17 protein-coding genes and 1 tRNA gene are annotated in these 17814 nt (G+C 67.3%); 8 read left to right on the plus strand and 10 right to left on the minus strand.

The genetic code is table 11. The features are described from left to right. Positions 1-53 precede the first annotated feature (53 nt). Genes lexA through AC3EDY_RS13130 form a run of 9 tightly spaced genes read right to left on the minus strand, consistent with a single transcriptional unit; the run spans position 54 to position 8846 of the window. A complete protein-coding gene (gene lexA, locus AC3EDY_RS13090) occupies positions 54-743 on the minus strand; it encodes a transcriptional repressor LexA (protein WP_488572943.1) in 690 nt (229 codons plus the stop codon). A 57-nt stretch (positions 744-800) separates the two neighbouring features. Beyond that, the gene (locus tag AC3EDY_RS13095) at positions 801-2045 is read right to left on the minus strand and encodes a molybdopterin molybdotransferase MoeA (RefSeq protein ID WP_488572944.1); all 1245 of its coding nucleotides are present in this window, start codon (positions 2043-2045) and stop codon (positions 801-803) included. Next, positions 2042-2512 carry a cyclic pyranopterin monophosphate synthase MoaC gene (gene moaC / locus AC3EDY_RS13100; RefSeq protein ID WP_488572945.1) on the minus strand — a complete coding sequence of 157 codons (471 nt, stop codon included), beginning with the start codon at positions 2510-2512 and terminating at the stop codon, positions 2042-2044. The genes AC3EDY_RS13095 and moaC overlap by 4 nt, the downstream gene beginning before the upstream one ends. A 7-nt stretch (positions 2513-2519) precedes the next feature. Next, on the minus strand, positions 2520-2954 hold the full coding sequence (locus AC3EDY_RS13105) for a reverse transcriptase-like protein (RefSeq protein WP_488572946.1): 435 nt from the start codon (positions 2952-2954) through the stop codon (positions 2520-2522). 6 nt (positions 2955-2960) lie between these two features. Further along, the gene (gene trpC, locus AC3EDY_RS13110; RefSeq protein WP_488572947.1) at positions 2961-3749 is read right to left on the minus strand and encodes an indole-3-glycerol phosphate synthase TrpC; all 789 of its coding nucleotides are present in this window, start codon (positions 3747-3749) and stop codon (positions 2961-2963) included. Positions 3750-3763: 14 nt separating this feature from the next. Continuing rightward, a complete protein-coding gene (trpD, locus tag AC3EDY_RS13115; RefSeq protein ID WP_488572948.1) occupies positions 3764-4759 on the minus strand; it encodes an anthranilate phosphoribosyltransferase in 996 nt (331 codons plus the stop codon). Then, a complete protein-coding gene (locus AC3EDY_RS13120; RefSeq protein WP_488572949.1) occupies positions 4756-5340 on the minus strand; it encodes an anthranilate synthase component II in 585 nt (194 codons plus the stop codon). The genes trpD and AC3EDY_RS13120 overlap by 4 nt, the downstream gene beginning before the upstream one ends. A gap of 10 nt (positions 5341-5350) precedes the next feature. Next, a complete protein-coding gene (gene trpE / locus AC3EDY_RS13125) occupies positions 5351-6898 on the minus strand; it encodes an anthranilate synthase component I (protein ID WP_488572950.1) in 1548 nt (515 codons plus the stop codon). Between the two features lie 4 nt (positions 6899-6902). Next, the gene (locus tag AC3EDY_RS13130) at positions 6903-8846 is read right to left on the minus strand and encodes a peptidylprolyl isomerase (RefSeq protein ID WP_488572951.1); all 1944 of its coding nucleotides are present in this window, start codon (positions 8844-8846) and stop codon (positions 6903-6905) included. A 240-nt stretch (positions 8847-9086) separates the two neighbouring features. On the opposite strand from AC3EDY_RS13130, the gene tpiA reads away from it, so the two are divergent. The 3 genes from tpiA to pyrG all read left to right on the plus strand — a co-directional run bounded on the left by tpiA (position 9087) and on the right by pyrG (position 12181). After that, positions 9087-9857, plus strand: coding sequence for a triose-phosphate isomerase (gene tpiA, locus AC3EDY_RS13135; protein ID WP_488572952.1), 771 nt, complete (start codon positions 9087-9089; stop codon positions 9855-9857). Between the two features lie 100 nt (positions 9858-9957). Beyond that, the gene (secG, locus tag AC3EDY_RS13140) at positions 9958-10347 is read left to right on the plus strand and encodes a preprotein translocase subunit SecG (protein ID WP_488572953.1); all 390 of its coding nucleotides are present in this window, start codon (positions 9958-9960) and stop codon (positions 10345-10347) included. Positions 10348-10549: 202 nt separating this feature from the next. Then, the gene (pyrG, locus tag AC3EDY_RS13145; protein WP_488572954.1) at positions 10550-12181 is read left to right on the plus strand and encodes a CTP synthase; all 1632 of its coding nucleotides are present in this window, start codon (positions 10550-10552) and stop codon (positions 12179-12181) included. Between the two features lie 109 nt (positions 12182-12290). Here the strand turns inward: pyrG and AC3EDY_RS13150 are convergent, their stop codons facing one another. Next, a complete protein-coding gene (locus AC3EDY_RS13150; protein ID WP_488572997.1) occupies positions 12291-12752 on the minus strand; it encodes an Hsp20 family protein in 462 nt (153 codons plus the stop codon). Between the two features lie 171 nt (positions 12753-12923). On the opposite strand from AC3EDY_RS13150, the gene grxC reads away from it, so the two are divergent. The 5 genes from grxC (at position 12924) to katG (ending at position 17496) form a co-directional block, all read left to right on the plus strand. After that, on the plus strand, positions 12924-13211 hold the full coding sequence (gene grxC, locus AC3EDY_RS13155; protein WP_488572955.1) for a glutaredoxin 3: 288 nt from the start codon (positions 12924-12926) through the stop codon (positions 13209-13211). After that, positions 13208-14053 carry a carbon-nitrogen hydrolase family protein gene (locus AC3EDY_RS13160; RefSeq protein WP_488572956.1) on the plus strand — a complete coding sequence of 282 codons (846 nt, stop codon included), beginning with the start codon at positions 13208-13210 and terminating at the stop codon, positions 14051-14053. The genes grxC and AC3EDY_RS13160 overlap by 4 nt, the downstream gene beginning before the upstream one ends. Continuing rightward, positions 14050-14559: a DUF1178 family protein gene (locus AC3EDY_RS13165; protein ID WP_488572957.1), complete on the plus strand. Its 510-nt coding sequence runs from the start codon at positions 14050-14052 to the stop codon at positions 14557-14559. The genes AC3EDY_RS13160 and AC3EDY_RS13165 overlap by 4 nt, the downstream gene beginning before the upstream one ends. Before the next feature lie 53 nt (positions 14560-14612). Beyond that, positions 14613-14689, plus strand: a tRNA-Arg gene (locus tag AC3EDY_RS13170). A gap of 614 nt (positions 14690-15303) precedes the next feature. Further along, positions 15304-17496, plus strand: coding sequence for a catalase/peroxidase HPI (gene katG, locus AC3EDY_RS13175; protein ID WP_488572958.1), 2193 nt, complete (start codon positions 15304-15306; stop codon positions 17494-17496). Positions 17497-17814 lie beyond the last annotated feature (318 nt).

Genomic DNA, 17814 nt, shown 5'->3' on the forward strand with positions numbered 1-17814 from the left:
CGGCCGGAAGGCCAGCCCGTGGGAAAGCCTGCCGGTGCCCGTGAGAAGGCCTGTCAGTGATAACGGCGCAGAAGGCCTGCCAGCTTGCCTTGCACTTCCACTTCGTTGGGCGCGTAGAATTGCGGATCATGGGCCGCATTGGCCGGATCGAGGCGGATCATGCCCTTCTCGCGGTGGAGATACTTGAGCGTCGCTTCCTCGCCGCGCACCAGCGCAACGACGATCTCGCCATCGCGCGCGGTACTGGTGCGCCGCACGAGAGCATAATCGCCATCGAGAATGCCGGCCTCGATCATGGAATCGCCTGAAACTTCGAGCGCATAGTGCTCGCCGGAACCGAGCAGCGCCGCCGGCACGGGCAGGACGCCCGACCCTTCCAGCGCTTCGATCGGGGCGCCAGCGGCAATGCGGCCGTGCAGCGGAATCTCGATCACGTCGTTCGCCGCGGCGGGGATCGGGTGACCGGTGTTGGCCGGGGCAAGCGCCGGGCGTGGCATGGTGGCGCGCGGGGCGGCCTTGGTGGCCAGGCTTTCAGGCTCGCGGATCACTTCCAGCGCCCGCGCGCGGTTTGGCAGGCGGCGGATAAAGCCCCGTTCCTCAAGCGCGGAGATCAGGCGGTGGACGCCGGACTTGGACTTGAGATCGAGCGCTTCCTTCATCTCCTCGAACGAGGGGGAAATGCCGGACTCATCAAGCCGCGTCTGGATGAATGAGAGCAGTTCGTGCTGCTTGCGCGTAAGCATCCGCAAGTCTCCTCTAGCGAACGAATGCGGAACGAATAAGCAACCAAACCGAACCCGTCAAGCAAATCCGCCAAAATCGAGCAGATAGACCGGAACGGGCGTTCCCTGCGGTTGCGGGGCCACGCCGGCTTCGCGCTTGACCAGGCAGTTGGCGCGGGCGATAGGGCTGATGGCACCGGAATCCTGCAGCGGATCGAGCGTCACCGTCACGCCGTCCCATCGCGCGCGCAGGAATTCGGTGCGGCCGCCGCCGGCGGGCATGGGCCGGGCAAGCGGGGCGTCAAACGGCATGGCGAGTGGCTGGGCCGCGCCCAGCGCCGCCCGCAGCAGTGGCAGCATGAACAGATGCGCGGTAACGAATGCCGAGGCGGGGTTGCCTGGCAGCCCGAGAATGATCTGCGGCACTCCCGTCATCCCGGCCGGGCGATGGCCCACCAGCAACGGTTTGCCGGGCTTGATCGCCACGCGCCAGAAATCGATCTGCGCCCCCGCGGCTTCGAGCGCAGGGCGGACGAGATCGTGATCGCCCACCGAAGCACCGCCACTGGTCACCACCACATCGGCATCGCGTACGGCGTCGAGCACAGCGGCGAGCCGGGCAAGGTCATCGGGCACAGGGCCGATCCGCTGCACGTCGACCGGCAAGGCGGCCGCCATGGCCGCCAGCATCGGGCCGTTGCTGGCCGGGATCTGGTGCGGCAGCGGGGCGTGCCCCGGCGCGGCCAGTTCGTCGCCGCTGTCGATGATCGCCAGGCGCAGGCGGCGGTGCACCGCCACGTGGCCATGCCCGGCGGCCAGGGCCAGTGCGATCTGCGCCGGTCCCAGCCGCGTGCCGGTGGCGAGCAGCAGGTCATGCGCGGCAAAATCCATGCCCGCGGGGCGAATATGCCGCGACGGCGGATCGGGCGGCACCCCCTGCAGTGTGAGCAGATCACCGTTGCGCGCCGTGTCTTCCTGCAGAAGCACGCAATCGGCGCCGGCGGGCATGGCCGCCCCGGTGCTGATCCGCACCGCTTCGCCCGGGTTCACCACCCCGGCAAAGGGATGGCCGGCCGCGCTTTCTCCCGTAACGGACCAGGGGCCGGGCAGATCGGCGGCACGCAGGGCATAGCCATCCATCGCCGAAAGCGCGGTTGCCGGCTGGGTGCGTGCCGCCACCAGCGGCGCGGCAAGGTAATGACCCAGCGTCTCTGCCGTGGCGCGATGTTCGATCGCCAGATGCGGCGCCAGGGCGATCAGCCGCGCCTGGGCCTGTTCGAGCGGCAGCGGCGCCGGGCGCGAACCGTCATGCGCGCCGTTCATGGCGCAGACCAATCGCCCGACTTGCCGCCCCGCTTGGCCACCAGGCGCACGGCCTCGATCACCATGCCCTTGTCCACCGCCTTGGCCATGTCATAGATTGTCAACAACGCCACGCAAGCGGCTGTCATCGCTTCCATCTCGACGCCGGTCCGGGCGGTGAGAGAGGCGGTGGCGGTGCATTCGACGCCCTCGTCCACGAATGCGAATTCCACCGCCACGGCATCGAGCGCGAGGGGGTGGCACAGGGGGATCAACTCGCCCGTCTTCTTCGCGGCCATGATCCCGGCAATGCGGGCGGTGGCCAGCACGTCACCCTTGGGCACGGTGCCGTCGCGGATCGCCGCCAGCGCCGTGGCCGACATGCGGATCAGGCCCTGCGCTACGGCCACGCGATGGGTGGGCTGCTTGGCGCCGATATCGACCATGCGGGCGTGGCCCCGGGCATCGAGATGGGTAAGCTGCGTCATGCCACGGTCATGCCACGCGGGCGGCCAGGCGCAAGCCCTCTTCACCGATAAGCGGTTGGGGCGGGGCCAGGCCATCACGCGGATGATCGAGCGCGATGCCGGCCAGGTTCTGCGCGCGGCCGACATGGCGCAGGCGAACACGGGAAAATGGAACGATGCCGTTCCAATAGGCGGCAAGGCAATCGGCAGCGGCGGGGTGAGGGGCCGTGCAACCCCTGATCTGGTCGATCACGAAAGCCGAATCCCCGCAGAATACCACGTCCGTTTCCTTCAGCGCACGGGCCAGATCGACCGCAGCAAGCAGGGCCAGCCATTCGGCACGGTCGCTGTTGCCTTCTCCGCAATCGGCCGTGAACCAGGTGCGCCCGCGCGTGACGACAGCGGTTTTCATGCGGCCCGGATTGGGGCGGCAACCGCCGTCGAACCACAGTTTGCGTGCCACGCCTCGTCAGCCCTGCAGCAGGGCCCTGGTCGCGGCGGCAAGGTCGTCCTGGCGCATCAGGCTTTCCCCCACCAGGAACGTACGCGCACCGCAGCCGGCCAGGCGCAGAAGATCGGCATGCGCATCGATGCCGCTTTCGGCCACCAGCAAAGTGCCTTCCGGCGCAAGCGGCGCCAGGCGTTCGGTCGTGGCGATATCGGTGACGAAGCGTTTGAGATCGCGGTTGTTCACACCGATGAGGCGCGAGCGGAGACGCGCGGCGCGTTCCATCTCGGCCTCGTCGTGCACTTCGATCAGCACGTCCATGCCGGCCTCGCGCGCGGCGGCCTCGATCTCGGCCATCTGGGCATCGCCCAGCGCGGCGACGATGATGAGGATGGCATCGGCGCCGATCGCGCGCGCTTCGGCCACCTGCCAGGGATCGACCATGAAGTCCTTGCGCAGTACCGGCAGAGTGCAGGCAGCGCGTGCGGCGACGAGAAAATCCTCGTGCCCCAGGAAATAGGGGCCGTCGGTCAGCACCGAAAGGCACGTGGCGCCGCCCGCCTCATAGGCACGGGCATGGTCGGCCGGCCGGAAATCGGCGCGGATCAGGCCCTTGGAGGGGCTGGCTTTCTTGATTTCGGCAATCAGGGCAAAGCCATTGACGGCCTGGGCGCGCAGCGCCGCTTCGAAACCGCGTGGCGCGCTTTGTGCGCCGGCGCGCGCGGCAAGGTCTGCCAGTGAAGCATGCGCCTTGCGCTGCGCCACTTCACCGCGCTTGGTCGCGCATATCTCGGCAAGCTTGTCAGTCATGAAATGCGGATGCCCTATTTCAACGCATCGATCCAGCAGCGCAGCAAGGCAAGGGCCAAACCCTTGTCGAGCGCTTCGGCGGCTTCCTCCACCCCGTCGTGCCAATTCGCCGCTTCACCCGCCACGATCAGCGCCGCGGCGGCGTTGAACAGCACGGCATCGCGATAAGGCCCCGGTGCGCCTTGCAGCAGGGCCATCAGCGCGGCGGCATTGTAAGCTGCGTCTCCGCCCCGAATGGCCTCGATCGGCGCGGTGGCAAGGCCGGCATCGGCCGGCGCCACCCGGCGCAGCCGAATGCTCTGCCCCTCCACGTCGGCGAGATCGCTGCCGCCGGCAAGGCTCAACTCGTCCAGCCCCTCGTCACCGGCGACGACGAACGCGCGGTCCGTGCCCAGCCGGGCAAGAGCATCGGCATAGATCGGCACATAGGCACGCTGCGCGATGCCGACGAGCTGGCGCGTCACGCCAGCCGGGTTGGCCAGCGGCCCCACGAGATTGAAAATCGTGCGGCGGCCGATGGCGCGGCGGACCGGCATGATCCGGCCCATGGCGGGATGGTGCCGCCCGGCGAAGAGAAAGCAGATGCCAAGATCGCCCAGCGTTGCCTCGGCGGTTTCGACCGCGCGATCGAGATCGAGCCCCAGCGCTTCGAGCGTATCGGCAGCCCCGGCCCGGGAACTGGCGGCACGGTTGCCGTGCTTGGCCACCGGCACGCCGCAGGCGGCCACCACCAGGCTGACCGCGGTGGATACGTTGAGCGTGTGGTGCCCGTCGCCGCCCGTGCCGCAGACGTCGATGGCGTTTTCAGGCGCGGCGACACGGATCATGCGCGCGCGCATCGCCTGCGCGACCCCGGCAATCTCGCCGGCGCTTTCGCCGCGATCGGCCAGAGCGACGAGAAACGCGGCGATGGCCGCGTCGTCCACCGTGCCGTCGAGAATGGCGGCGAAGGCGGCTTGGGCTTCATCCTGGGTCAGCGGAGTTTCGCCAACCGGGGGCAGCAGGCTCATGCCGGCATCCGCGCGTCGATCCCGCACAGGGCCAGGAAATTGGCAATCAGGGCGTGGCCATGCTGCGTGGCGATGCTTTCGGGATGGAACTGCACGCCGTGGATCGGCAGGCTGGCATGGCGGAAGCCCATCGTGTGGCCATCGTCGGACCGGGCGTTGACGATCAGGCATTCGGGCACGTCTTCGACCACCAGCGAGTGATAGCGCGTGGCGGTAAAGGGCGAGGGCAGGCCGGCGAACACCCCGCTGCCGTCATGCGCGACAGGTGAAGTCTTGCCGTGCATCAGCCCGCCCCGCACCACTTTGCCGCCGAAGTGCTGCCCGATCGACTGGTGCCCCAGGCATACCCCCAGCAACGGCAGCCCGGCCTGCGCCGCGGCAGCGACCAGATCGAGGCTGACGCCGGCCTCGTTGGGCGTGCAGGGGCCGGGCGAGAGCAGGAAGCCGCTGGCGCCCGAGGCCAGTGCCTGCGCGGCGGTGATGGCATCGTTGCGGACGACACGGACCTGCGCGCCCAGTTCCATCACATAGTGGACGAGATTCCAGGTGAAGCTGTCGTAATTGTCGATGACGAGAATCATGGGGCGTTTCCTATTGCCCGAACGCCGGCTCTGCCGCGACGCGGATCGCTTCGCGCGCGGCGGCGAACAGGGCGCCGGACTTGTGCTCGCATTCGCGCTGTTCGGCGGCCGGATCGCTGTCGGCCACGATGCCCGCCCCGGCCTGGACATGCATGACGCCGTCCTTGAGCACGGCGGTGCGCAGCACGATGCAGCTGTCGACGGAACCGTCGGGCGCGAAATAGCCGACCCCGCCGGCATAGGCGCCGCGCGTTTCCGGCTCGAGTTCGGCGATGATCTCGCACGCGCGGACCTTGGGCGCGCCGCTGACGGTGCCGGCCGGAAAGCCGGCCAGCAGCGCATCGACCGAATCCGCACGCGCCGTGTCGAGCCGGCCCACCACGTTGGAAACGATGTGCATCACGTGGCTGTAGCGCTCGACCGTGTAGCTTTCGGTGACTTTCACCGTTCCCGCGGCAGCCACGCGGCCCACGTCGTTGCGCCCCAGGTCCAGCAGCATGAGATGCTCGGCCCGCTCCTTGGGATCGGCCAGCAGGCTTTCCTCGTTGGCCTGGTCTTCCTGCGCGGTTGCGCCGCGCGGGCGCGTGCCGGCAATGGGCCGGATGGTCACTTCCCCATCGCGGATGCGCACCAGGATTTCCGGGCTCGATCCGATCAGCGCGAAACCGGGCAGATCGAGAAAATAGAGGAACGGCGACGGGTTGATGCGGCGCAACGCGCGGTAGAGGGCCATGGGCGGCAAAGGGAAAGGGGCCGTGAAACGCTGCGCCAGCACCACCTGGAAGATATCGCCGGCGGCAATGTAATCGCGCGCGCGGGCGACCATCTGGCCATAGCGTTCGCCCGTCATCCGCGGCTGGCGGTGCAGATCGAGCGGGCCGGGCAGGCGCGGATCGGCCGGCAGCGGGCCGTGCAGGCGGGCCAGCGCCGCATCGATGCGATCGGCCGCCCGCATGACCAGGGTATTGGGCGTGCCCGCTTCGGGCCAGACTGGCGCCACCACGGTGAGTTCGTCGGTCAGCCGGTCGAAGACCAGCACCAGTGTCGGGCGCACGAACAGCATGTCCGGCAGTTCGAGTTCGCTCTGCGGCGGGCGCGGCAGCTTTTCCACCAGGCCGATGGTTTCGTAACCGAAATAGCCGACCAGGCAGGCAAGCGCCGGCGGCAGGCCGGGGGGCACATCGATCCTGCAGCGTTCGACCAGAGCGCGCAGCTCGGCCAGGCTGTTGCCGGGCAGATCGGCAAAAGCGGCCCGATCGGTCTGCCAGACGGAGTTGATCCGCGCGGCCGGGCCGCTGGCGCGGAACACCAGATCGGGATCGAGCCCCACCAGGCTGTAGCGCCCGCGCACTTCGCCGCCCTGCACCGATTCCAGCAGGAAATCGCCGCGTTCGGGCACGAACAGCTTGCGTGCGGCGCTGACCGGGGTTTCGCTGTCGGCGATCAGCTTGCGCCAGACCAGCGCCGGCTGCCCGGCGGCGAGCGCGACCAGGGCGGCCGCGCTGTTTTCAGGCTGGACACCGGCACCCGGCGCGGGCCGCGACAAGGTTGCGGTCATGGCCTTACTGGTTACCGGAAAGCTTGGCGTTAAGCGTGCGCAAGGCGGTTTCGTTGCGCTTCACCCCCACCTCGTTGCGGATTGCCACGCGCAGCTGCTCGGCCAACTCGCGCCCCATGTCGAGCCCGAACTGGCGTGCGGCCTCGGCCAGGAACGGATCGCCCGGCGGGATCACGCCCGGCGTGACGGCCTTGAGCGACACGATGTAGACACCGGCCCTGTTGGGTGCGTCCAGCGGTTTGGCGGTGCCTTTCGACATGGCGAACAGCAGCACGAGCGGCGGCGGCAGCGGGCGCCCGCTCTGCTGCATGGCAGCCAGCTGTTCGCGGGTGAGGCTGATCGGCTGGGCCGGCGGCAACGTCAGCCCCAGGCTCTTGAGCGCATCGGCAAGCGACGTGCCCTTGGCCATGGCGGCGAGCACTTTGGCGGAAGCCTCCTTGGCCTTGGCCACGCCCTGCGCCGCAGCATAGTCGCGCGCCACCAGATCCTTGATCTGATCGAGCGGGGCTGGCGAGGCGGGGGTGATCTGGCCGACATCGAAAATCGCAACGCGCTTGCCGTCGGCAAGCGGGGCAACTTGCGCCTCGCCCTCGCGCTCCATGGCAAAGGCCCCCTGAAGCAGCGCGGCAACATCGGCCGGGGCCTTCTGTCCCGGCTGGCCGAACACGCTTCCGTCGGCGGTGAGCGCCGGCGTCGTGCTCAGCGTCACGCCCTGGGTCTTGGCGACATCGGCAAGGCCGGAACGGTTTTCAAACTGTTCCTCCAGCCGGGCCGAAAGATCGAGCAGCGCGGCGTGGCGCTTTTCGGCTGTAAGCTCGGCCATGATTTCGGGGCGCGCCTGGTCCAGCGTCTTGCCCGGCTTTCTGGTGACGGCATCGATGCGGATCACGTGCCAGCCAAGGCCACTGCGCGCCGGCTGGGCGATCTTGCCCTGGGCAGCCGCGAACACGGCATCGGCCACCGCGGCCGAACTTTGCGCGGCCAGCTTGTCCCGCGAAAGATCGGCGATCCGGCTGGCGGCCAGGCCTTTGGTTCGGGCCGCCGCCTCGATCGGCGTACCGCCGGCTATTTCTGCCGCCAGTGCCTGGGCCGCGGGCTGGGTGGGCACGACGACCTGGGTGACGCTGCGCGTTTCGCTGGGAGCGAAGAGATCGGCCTTGGCCTTGTACCGCGCGGCGATATCGGCATCGGTGGGCGCGGGCACATTGGGCAGGGTCGCCTCGTCGATCACCGCATAGCGCAGCGTGCGCCGTTCGGGTTGCCGATAACGGGCCGCGTTGGCCTTGTAAAAGGCGGCGATGGCTGCGTCGGTGGGCTTGTCGCTGCCGGCAAAGGCGAGGCTGGGCAGGAAGCCGATCTCGCCATCCCGCGTTTCCTTGAGCATCGCGGCATAGCGCGCCACGGCAGAGGCGGGCATGGCCGTGCCAGGCGAAACCGGTGACAGAACCTGGCGCACGATCAGGCTTTGCGTGATCGATTTGCGCACCGCGGCATCGGTCAATCCGCGCTGGGCCAGAAAGGCGCGATAGACCGCATCGCTGAACTTGCCGTCCGGCCCCTGAAAGGCGGACTGCTTGGCGATCTCGCTATCGACCAGCCGGTCGCTCACGCCCATCTGCTGCCGCGTTGCCCATTCCTGCATGGCGGCGCGATCGGCAAGGCCCGAGAGCGCATCGGCAAGGACACCCTGTGCCAGGAACTGCTTCATCGTCAGCGTCGGGTTCTGTTCGCGCTCCTGCTCGAACGCCGTGGTGACGGTCTTGTCCAGTTCCGCCACGCCCACCTGGCCGCGGCCGACCGTCGCGGCCGCCTCTGACCCGCCGCTCTGGCCGACGCGCAGGCCGGTGACGTCGGCACCGGCAAAAGCCAGGGCGAGAAGGCCGATGAACACCAGCGCGAACACGGCGCCGATGCGGGAATGGATCAATCTACGAAACAGCGAGAGCATGGGAAGCGATCAAATCCGCAAGATACCAGGTGCGCCTGCCTTAGGCGGCGTGGACAGATTCCGCAACGCCTGTGGCCCGCCGGGGCGTCCGGGCGCTTTCGTCGCGCGCCCCTTGCGCTGGCAGGGCAATTGCAGGCAAGGGAAAGGTAAAGATTCGGGATTTTGCTTTCGCCTGCCGGCCTTGTCGCCGCGCGCGTGGCAGCCGATGACCGGAAAACAAGCACAGGGATACAGCTTGCCATGGTGCAACGACCATACATCGTCGGAAACTGGAAAATGAACGGAAACCGATCCATGTTGGCAGAGGCCCGGGCGATCGACCGGGCCGCCGCGCGCCATCCGCAGGTGGACATCGCGCTGGCACCGCCTTTTCCCTTGATTGGCCTGCTGCGCGAAGCGGTGACCGGGATCGGCGTCGGCGGGCAGGATTGCCATACCGAGGTCAAGGGCGCGCATACCGGCGACGTGTCGGCGGCCATGCTGGCCGATATCGGCGCGGATTTCGTGATCCTGGGCCATAGCGAGCGCCGCCGCGATCATGGCGAGCGCGATGCCCTGGTTCGCGCGAAAGCCGAGGCGGCGCTGGCGGCGGGGCTGGGCGTGATCATCTGCGTGGGCGAAACGCTGGGCGAACGCGATGCGGGCCGCGCGCGCGATGTGGTGGCCGGCCAGGTCGATGCCTCGATTCCGGCCGGCGATGCCGCACTCGAAGCGGTTGCCGCGGGCAAAGTGGCGATCGCCTATGAACCGGTCTGGGCGATCGGCACTGGCCGGGTCGCCGCTGTCGAGGACGTGATCGCCATGCATGCCGCCGTGCGCCAGCGGCTGGGCGCGGCTTACGGCGAGGCGGGCAGCCGGCCGCGCATTCTCTATGGCGGTTCGGTCAATGCGGGCAATGCGGCGGCCCTGCTGGCCGCGCCCGAAGTGGGCGGCGCCCTGGTCGGCGGTGCCAGCCTGACGGCCGATGCGTTTCTGCCGATCGTGGCCGCGGCGGGCGCGGGCGAGGCTTGACTCCCGCCTGCGGCCCTCTCCGGCAACCCCGGCGAGGCGGCCCCTTGCGCTGGGGCGCCATGCACTCTAAGTGCGCGCCAACAGTTTCAGGCGGAACCCCATGTCGCTTTTCATCTTCCTTGCCGTTGTCCAGGCGCTGATCGCAGCCGCGCTGGTCGGCGTCATCCTTATCCAGAAGTCCGAAGGCGGCGGCCTGGGCGTGGGCGGCAGCCCGGCCGGTTTCATGTCGGCGCGCGGCGCGGCCGATTTCCTCACCCGCGTGACTTCGATCCTGGCGGTGCTGTTCGTGGGGCTCAGCATCGTGCTGGCGGCCATGGCGGTGAACACCGGCGGCACCCGCACGCTCGATACGTCGTTGCAGCGCACGGCCGATCCCCTGGCCGGGCAGGCTCCGCCGGCAGCCGCCCCGGTCGTCCCGGAAGCCGATCCTTCGGCCGCCCCGGCCCCCGTGGTCCCGGCCGATCCGCTGGGCTCCGCCACAAAGCAGTAATATCCTGTCAGCATGAAGCAGCAGATATAGGGCCGGCGTTCCGCCAAACAGGGTGGGGGCGCCGGCTCGTCTGGCTTTCCACTTTCCCTGCGACGACACGCAGGGGCTGATCGTTCGCCTGCCGCACCTGTGGATTGTCGCCCCCCCCAGGCGATGGTCCCACTTGCGCATCCGTCCCCTCTGACGTTAAGGCCCAAATCCCATGGCGCGGTACATTTTCATCACCGGCGGCGTGGTTTCCTCGCTCGGCAAAGGTCTTATGGCGGCAAGCCTGGCGGCATTGCTCCAGGCGCGCGGCTATCGCGTGCGGATCCGCAAGTTCGATCCCTATCTCAATGTCGATCCGGGCACGATGAGCCCCTATCAGCACGGTGAAGTCTTCGTGACCGACGACGGCGCGGAAACCGATCTCGATCTAGGCCACTACGAGCGTTTCACCGGCGTGTCCGCACGCCAGGCCGACAACATCACCTCGGGCCGCATCTATCGCGATATCATCGCCAGGGAACGCCGCGGCGCTTATCTGGGCGCCACCGTCCAGGTGATTCCCCATGTGACCGACGCAATCAAGGAATTCGCCCAGGCCGAAACCGACGATCTCGATTTCGTGCTGTGCGAGATTGGCGGCACGGTGGGCGACATCGAAGGCCTGCCGTTCATCGAGGCGCTGCGCCAGTTGCACAACGAGCTGGAACGCGACCGGACCTGCTTCGTCCACGTCACGCTGGTGCCTTACATCGCCGCGGCTGGCGAGCTGAAGACCAAGCCGACCCAGCATTCGGTGCGCGAGCTGACCGGGCTCGGCATCCAGCCCGACATTCTTCTGTGCCGCTGTGAAAAGCCGCTGCCCGATGGCGAACGGGCCAAGATCGCCCAGTTCTGCAACGTCCGCAAATCCGCCGTGATCCCGGCGCTGGACGCCAGCAGCATCTATGCCGTGCCGGTGCAATACCATGCCGAGGGGCTGGATGCCGAAGTGCTGCGCCATTTCGGCCTCACCGCCCCCGAACCGGACATGACGCGCTGGGACGATATCGTCGATCGCTATCACAATCCCGAAGGCGAAGTGACGATCGGCGTGGTGGGCAAGTATGTCGGCCTGCAGGACGCCTACAAGTCGTTGAATGAAGCCCTGGCCCATGGCGGCATGGCCAACCGCGTGAAAGTCAACATTCGCTGGATCGATGCCGAACTGTTCGAGCGCGAAGACAGCGAGATCGCGGCCCATCTCGAGCCGATGCACGGAATTCTGGTGCCCGGCGGCTTTGGCGAGCGCGGATCGGAAGGCAAGATCGCCAGCGTGCGCTTTGCCCGCGAACGCCATGTGCCGTTTTTCGGCATCTGCCTTGGCATGCAGATGGCCTGTATCGAAGGCGCGCGCAACACGGCGGGCATCGCCGCGGCATCGTCCACCGAATTCGGCCCGACCGACGAACCGGTGGTTGGCATCATCACCGAATGGATGACGCCCGAAGGCCTGGAAAAGCGCGAGGCCGATGGCGATCTGGGCGGGACGATGCGGCTGGGTGCCTATGAAGCGCATCTGGCCGGCAACAGCCATGTCGCCAGCATCTATGACGCCACCACGATCAGCGAGCGCCACCGCCACCGTTATGAAGTGAACGTTGCCTATCGCGAAGCACTGGAGCAGGGCGGGCTGCGGTTTTCGGGCATGTCGCCCGACGGCCTCTTGCCGGAAATCGTCGAGCGGCCCGATCACCCGTTCTTCATCGGCGTGCAGTTCCATCCCGAACTGAAAAGCCGCCCGTTCGATCCGCACCCGCTGTTCAAGGGCTTTATCGCCGCCGCCGTGAAGCAGGCGCGGCTGGTCTGATTGCCGCCGTTGACGGCCTTGTGCCGTAACGGGAAAGGGCGGTGCCGTAACGAAAAAGGGGCGCCGGCCGCATGGCCCGCGCCCCTTCGCATGTCAGCGGGCCGGTGGATCAGGCCGCGGCGCTTGTGTCGCCGTCCACCACCGACAAGGCCTTCTGGTTGCCGATCAGCACCTTCTTGGGCTTCATCGCCTCGGGCACTTCGCGCACCAGGTCGATGGTCAGCAGGCCATCGGCAAGGTCGGCCGCCTGCACCCGCACGAAATCGGCGAGTTCGAAACGGCGTTCGAAGCTGCGGTTGGCGATCCCCAGATGCAGGTACTGCTTATCGGCCAGATCGGCCTTGCTGCCTTTCACCACCAGCAGATTCTGCTGCGCGGTGATATCGAGGTCTTCCGGCTTGAAACCGGCCACGGCCAGCGTGATGCGATAGGCATCCTCGCCCTGCCGCTCGATATTGAAAGGCGGATAATTGTCGCCGGCATTGGCGCGGGCCTGGCGTTCGAGCAGATCGAACAGGCGATCGAAACCCACGGTGGTGCGGCGATAGGGGGTGAAATCGAAACGGTTCATGGCAATATCCTCGTCAAGAGCAATCTGCACATGCCCCGGCCCGGGAAACTCCGGCGCAGGGGCGGGTTGAAATGACGAGCCCGTCTTGCGGCGCGCGTCACGAACGATCATGTGTGCGTTGCGAGCGCCATTTCAAGACCTGTCGTTTTCACCTTTCCGATCGGAGCGAACATGAGCCAGTCCCCCCCAGCATCTTCGGCACCCAAGGTGGAGATCTACACCAAGTGGGGCTGCCCCTATTGCGCCCGGGCCAAGCAGTTGCTCGATGCCAAGGGCGTCGCCTATGAGGAATACGATGTGACGATGGGCGGCCCCAAGCGCAGCGAAATGCAGGCGCGCGCGCCGGGCGCGGCCACCGTTCCGCAGGTTTTCGTCAACGATCAGGCGCTGGGCGGCTGCGACGACATTCACGCGCTCGATCGCGCCGGCAAGCTCGACGCGCTGCTCGGCCTGGCATGAGCGCCGGCGCTCCCGTCCGGGTCGGCCTTTTGCAGATGACCAGCGGCATCGATCCGCTGGCCAATGCGAACACCATTGTCGAGGCCGTCGCTCGCGCCGCCAAGGAGGGGGCGGCCATGCTGTTCACCCCTGAAATGGCCGGGCTGATCGATCGCGATCGCGCCCGCGCGGCACCACACATCGTGACCGAAGCGGAAAACCCGGTGCTTGCCGCCGTGCGCGAGGCGGCGGCGCGCCATGGCCTGTGGGTGCACCTGGGCTCGCTGGCGATCCGCCCCGACGATACCGACGGCCGCTGGGCCAACCGCGCTTTCGTGATCGATCCAAGCGGGCAGATCGCCGCGCGCTATGACAAGATGCACATGTTCGACGTGGATCTTGCCACGGGCGAAAGCTGGCGCGAATCCGCGGCCTATCGGCCCGGCGAGGCCGTGGTGACAGTGCAGGCGCCGGTGGGCCGGCTGGGCCTGGCAATCTGTTATGACATCCGCTTTCCCGCCCTGTTCGAGGCGCTGGGCCAGGCGGGGTGCGACTGCATCGCGGTTCCCGCCGCGTTTACCGTGCCCACCGGCGCGGCCCACTGGCACCTGATGCAGCGCGCCCGTGCGGTGGAAGCCAGCGCCTTCGTCATCGCGGCGGCGCAGACCGGGCATCATGCAGACGGGCGCGAAACCTATGGCCACAGCCTGGTGATCGATCCCTGGGGCGATGTGCTGCTCGACATGGGGCAGGCGGCGGGCCTGGGTTTTGCCCTCATCGATCCCGCCCGCACGGATGCGGTGCGCCGGCAGTTGCCAAGTCTTGCCAACCGGCGGCCGGTTCCCATATCGCAACCGTCATGATTGTCTTCGATCTGCAATGCTCCGGCGGCCGGCACCGCTTCGAAGGCTGGTTCGCCTCGTCGAGCGACTATGCCCGCCAGCAGGAGCGCGGGCTGGTGACTTGCCCGGTTTGCGGCAGCGGCGATGTGGTCAAAGCGGTGATGGCCCCGGCCGTGGGGCGCAAGGGCAACCAGGCCCCGGCGCTGCCCGCCTCGCCACAGGTGGCCGGCCAGGCCGGCCATGCGCGTGAGCCTGTCGCGCTGATGCCGCCACCCGCCCCGCCTCTGCCGCCCGAAGCCTTGGCAATGCTCCGCGCGGTGGCCCTGGCCCAGGCCGAGGCGCTCAAGACCTCTACCTGGGTGGGCGATTCCTTCGCCGAAAGCGCCCGGGCGATGCACTATGGCGAAAAGGACGCGGTGCCGATCCATGGCCAGGCAACGCCCGAGGAAGCCCGGGATCTGCTGGAAGAAGGCATCGCGGTCGCCCCGCTGCTCGTTCCCGTGGCTCCGCCCGGCGAGGTGAACTGAAACCGCCCGATGCACATTGCCATGCCGCAACGACGCTCGTAAGAGAAGCCCGGGCGCCCGTAGCTCAGCAGGATAGAGCATCAGATTCCTAATCTGGGGGCCATGGGTTCGAATCCCGTCGGGCGCACCATTTCGGTTCAGAACCACGAACGCCTAGCACCGCCGCCTCTACACCGGAGCCGGTGCTTACGGTTCTTGGCAATTGCTGCGCAGAATGCGGATGTGAACCTCGGTCTTGCTGACGATAGCGACTCGCTGAGCGACAACCCGGATGTGATTGTGCGCGAACGCGCCGTTGCGACTTGCCAACGCGCGGCCCGGCACATGCTCCGCGCAAACGTACGTGGAAGCTCGGGGTGAAACATTCGACGAGAAGCCGGAGACGTTGATCTACAGTGATGCTGGTAACGGCGCGATCCGGACGCCCCCCGTCGCAGAGAACAGCGTGATCGCCAGCGACTGGGACGGCAAGCCGGTGAGCGATATTGAGCCAAAGGGTGAGGGCAAGCCGGTACTCGCGCAAGCAGCAGATCGTAGGACCTTACGGGGAAGTGAGTTGGTTCAAATGCGGTCATCGCGGCGGCTGCGTTTCACCCGCTGTGTAGTTCATTACGATCGATGCGGCCCGAAAAGGGATAATCGTTCACCGTCTCACCCCGCGCTCATTCAGATAGGATCGAACCCGTTTATTCCCTTGACACCGGCACGAGCATCCGTCCCCATCCGCAACGACGGAGGAGCGCGATGGACGTGAAAACTGGTGACATGCGCGGGCAATGCCCGTTCCACGACAAGGATGGCGGCGTTCGGGCGTTACTGGGCCGGACGAACCGCGACTGGTGGCCCGATGCGCTGCAGCTCGACATTCTCACTCAAAACGGCGTGTCGCCCGATCCCATGGGCCCCGACTTCGCTTATGCCGAGGCGTTCAAGGCGCTCGATTACCACGCGCTCAAGGCCGATCTTCACGCCCTGATGACGGATTCGCAGAGCTGGTGGCCGGCCGACTATGCGCACTACGGGCCGTTCTTCATCCGCATGGCATGGCATTCGGCGGGGACCTATCGCACGGCGGACGGACGTGGCGGCGCAGGCAGCGGGCAGCAGCGTTTCGCGCCGCTCAATTCGTGGCCCGACAACGGCAACCTCGACAAGGCGCGCCGCTTGCTTTGGCCGATCAAGCGCAAGTACGGCAAGCATGTCAGCTGGGCTGATCTGTTCATCCTGGCCGGTAATGTCGCAATCGAGTCGATGGGGGGGCCGGTGTTCGGCTTTGGCGGCGGCCGCCCGGACAGCTTCGAGCCCGAGCGCGATGTCTATTGGGGCACCGAAGAAGCCTGGGTCGATACCGGCGCCCAGACCCGGATTCAGCCCGACAAGGGCTGGGAGCTGGAAAGCCCGTTGGCGGCGATCCAGATGGGCCTGATCTACGTGAATCCGGAAGGCCCCGGCGGGGTGCCCGATCCGTTGCAATCCGCCCGCGACATGCGCGTGACGTTCGAGCGCATGGGCATGAACGACGAGGAGACGGTTGCGCTGACCGCCGGCGGCCATGCCTTCGGCAAGGCGCACGGCGCGGTGCAGCCCGATCGGCTCAGCGGCGCGCCGGAATCCGAAGCGATGGAACTCATGGGCTTTGGCTGGGCAACCGATGCTGAACAGATCGCGAAGGGCCACATCACCACCTCGGGCCTGGAAGGATCATGGACGCCGAACCCGACGCGGTGGGGTGGCGACTATTTCCGCCTGCTGTTCAAGTACGATTTCGAACTGGTGCGCAGCCCTGCCGGCGCGCAGCAGTGGCAGCCGGTGAACCCCGATCCGGAGGACATGGCCCCCGATGCGCGCGATCCTGCCAGGCGCGTACCGACGATGATGACCACGGCCGACATGGCACTGAAAATGGACCCGGACTATCGTCAAATCGCCGAGCGTTTCCGTGACGACCAGTCCGCACTCGACGATGCCTTTGCCCGCGCCTGGTTCAAGCTCACCCATCGCGACATGGGCCCCAAGGCCCGCTACCTCGGCCCCGAGATCCCCGCCGAGGACCTTATCTGGCAGGACCCGGTGCCCAAGGGAGCAATGCCATCCGATGCCGCGGTTGCGGCGTTCAGCGCGGCGATCCTGGCAAGCGGGCACGGGGTTGCCGAACTGGTCAAGGCAGCCTGGGCTTCTGCCTCGACTTATCGCCGGTCGGACCATCGCGGCGGCGCCAACGGCGCGCGCATCCGCCTGGCGCCGCAGAACGGCTGGGCGGTGAACGATCCCGAGGAACTCGCCCGGGTGCTTGCCACGATCGATCGCCTGCGCGGGGATCTGTCGATGGCCGACGCGATCGTGCTGGCCGGCTCGACCGCGGTGGAAAAGGCGGCGCGCGATGCCGGGTTTGACGTGACCGTGCCGTTCACCGGGGGGCGCGGCGATGCAAGCGCAGCGCAGACCGACGCGGACAGCTTTGCCGTGCTGGAGCCGCGCGCCGATGCCTTTCGCAACTATCTCGCGACGCGGCAGACGGTAAAGACCGAGGAGATCATGCTGGACCGCGCGCATCTCCTGGGGCTGTCGATCCCGCAGATGGCCGTCCTTGTCGGCGGGCTGCGCGTGCTCGGCGCAACGGCGGGGAACACGAAGCTGGGCGTGCTGACGGATCGCCCGGGGCAGTTGACCAACGATTTCTTCGTCAACCTGCTCGACATGGGCACGACGTGGAAGACGGTGGACACCAGCGGTGACGAGGAGTTCGCAGGCAGCGATCGCGCCAGCGGCGTCGAACGCTGGCGCGCGACCCGCACCGATCTCGTGTTCGGCTCGAACGCGCAACTGCGCGCCGTGGCGGAGGTCTATGCCGAGAACGGCAACGAGATGAAGTTCGTGACCGACTTCATTGCCGCCTGGTGCAAGGTGATGAATGCCGACAGGTTCGATCTGGCCTGATCGTTACCGATGGCCCCGGCCGAAACCCGGGGTCATCGCCATGGGAATGTTGGTTACAGGCGCCATTCCTTTTGATCGCCCGCGCGCGATCCACGACATCGCGCGGTCGCGATTGCGCGCAAGGCCGTCGCGCCGGGCGCCGCCGTCGCGTCGATTGCGTCAGGATTCTTCGGCAAACCCGGCGCTCCCCGTGGCTTGTGGGCCTCTTCGATGAGCGCAACGGAACACAATCACGGTATTTATCATCAATGCCAACGGCGCCGCCCGCGCGGTTGACTAAGGCGCTGGGCCAAGCAATGAAAAGAAACCTCCAACCCG

The organism is Novosphingobium sp. DS6-6, assembly GCF_057784975.1.

Excerpts from the sequence above, each read along its gene's own strand:
- katG (WP_488572958.1), top strand. The coding sequence starts at position 15,304 with ATGGACGTGAAAACTGGTGACATGCGCGGGCAATGCCCGTTCCACGAC.
- secG (WP_488572953.1), top strand. The coding sequence starts at position 9,958 with ATGTCGCTTTTCATCTTCCTTGCCGTTGTCCAGGCGCTGATCGCAGCC.
- AC3EDY_RS13095 (WP_488572944.1), bottom strand. The coding sequence starts at position 2,045 with ATGAACGGCGCGCATGACGGTTCGCGCCCGGCGCCGCTGCCGCTCGAA.
- grxC (WP_488572955.1), top strand. The coding sequence starts at position 12,924 with ATGAGCCAGTCCCCCCCAGCATCTTCGGCACCCAAGGTGGAGATCTAC.
- trpD (WP_488572948.1), bottom strand. The coding sequence starts at position 4,759 with ATGAGCCTGCTGCCCCCGGTTGGCGAAACTCCGCTGACCCAGGATGAA.
- trpC (WP_488572947.1), bottom strand. The coding sequence starts at position 3,749 with ATGACTGACAAGCTTGCCGAGATATGCGCGACCAAGCGCGGTGAAGTG.
- AC3EDY_RS13150 (WP_488572997.1), bottom strand. The coding sequence starts at position 12,752 with ATGAACCGTTTCGATTTCACCCCCTATCGCCGCACCACCGTGGGTTTC.
- tpiA (WP_488572952.1), top strand. The coding sequence starts at position 9,087 with ATGGTGCAACGACCATACATCGTCGGAAACTGGAAAATGAACGGAAAC.
- lexA (WP_488572943.1), bottom strand. The coding sequence starts at position 743 with ATGCTTACGCGCAAGCAGCACGAACTGCTCTCATTCATCCAGACGCGG.
- pyrG (WP_488572954.1), top strand. The coding sequence starts at position 10,550 with ATGGCGCGGTACATTTTCATCACCGGCGGCGTGGTTTCCTCGCTCGGC.
- moaC (WP_488572945.1), bottom strand. The coding sequence starts at position 2,512 with ATGACGCAGCTTACCCATCTCGATGCCCGGGGCCACGCCCGCATGGTC.
- AC3EDY_RS13120 (WP_488572949.1), bottom strand. The coding sequence starts at position 5,340 with ATGATTCTCGTCATCGACAATTACGACAGCTTCACCTGGAATCTCGTC.
- AC3EDY_RS13160 (WP_488572956.1), top strand. The coding sequence starts at position 13,208 with ATGAGCGCCGGCGCTCCCGTCCGGGTCGGCCTTTTGCAGATGACCAGC.
- AC3EDY_RS13165 (WP_488572957.1), top strand. The coding sequence starts at position 14,050 with ATGATTGTCTTCGATCTGCAATGCTCCGGCGGCCGGCACCGCTTCGAA.
- AC3EDY_RS13130 (WP_488572951.1), bottom strand. The coding sequence starts at position 8,846 with ATGCTCTCGCTGTTTCGTAGATTGATCCATTCCCGCATCGGCGCCGTG.
- trpE (WP_488572950.1), bottom strand. The coding sequence starts at position 6,898 with ATGACCGCAACCTTGTCGCGGCCCGCGCCGGGTGCCGGTGTCCAGCCT.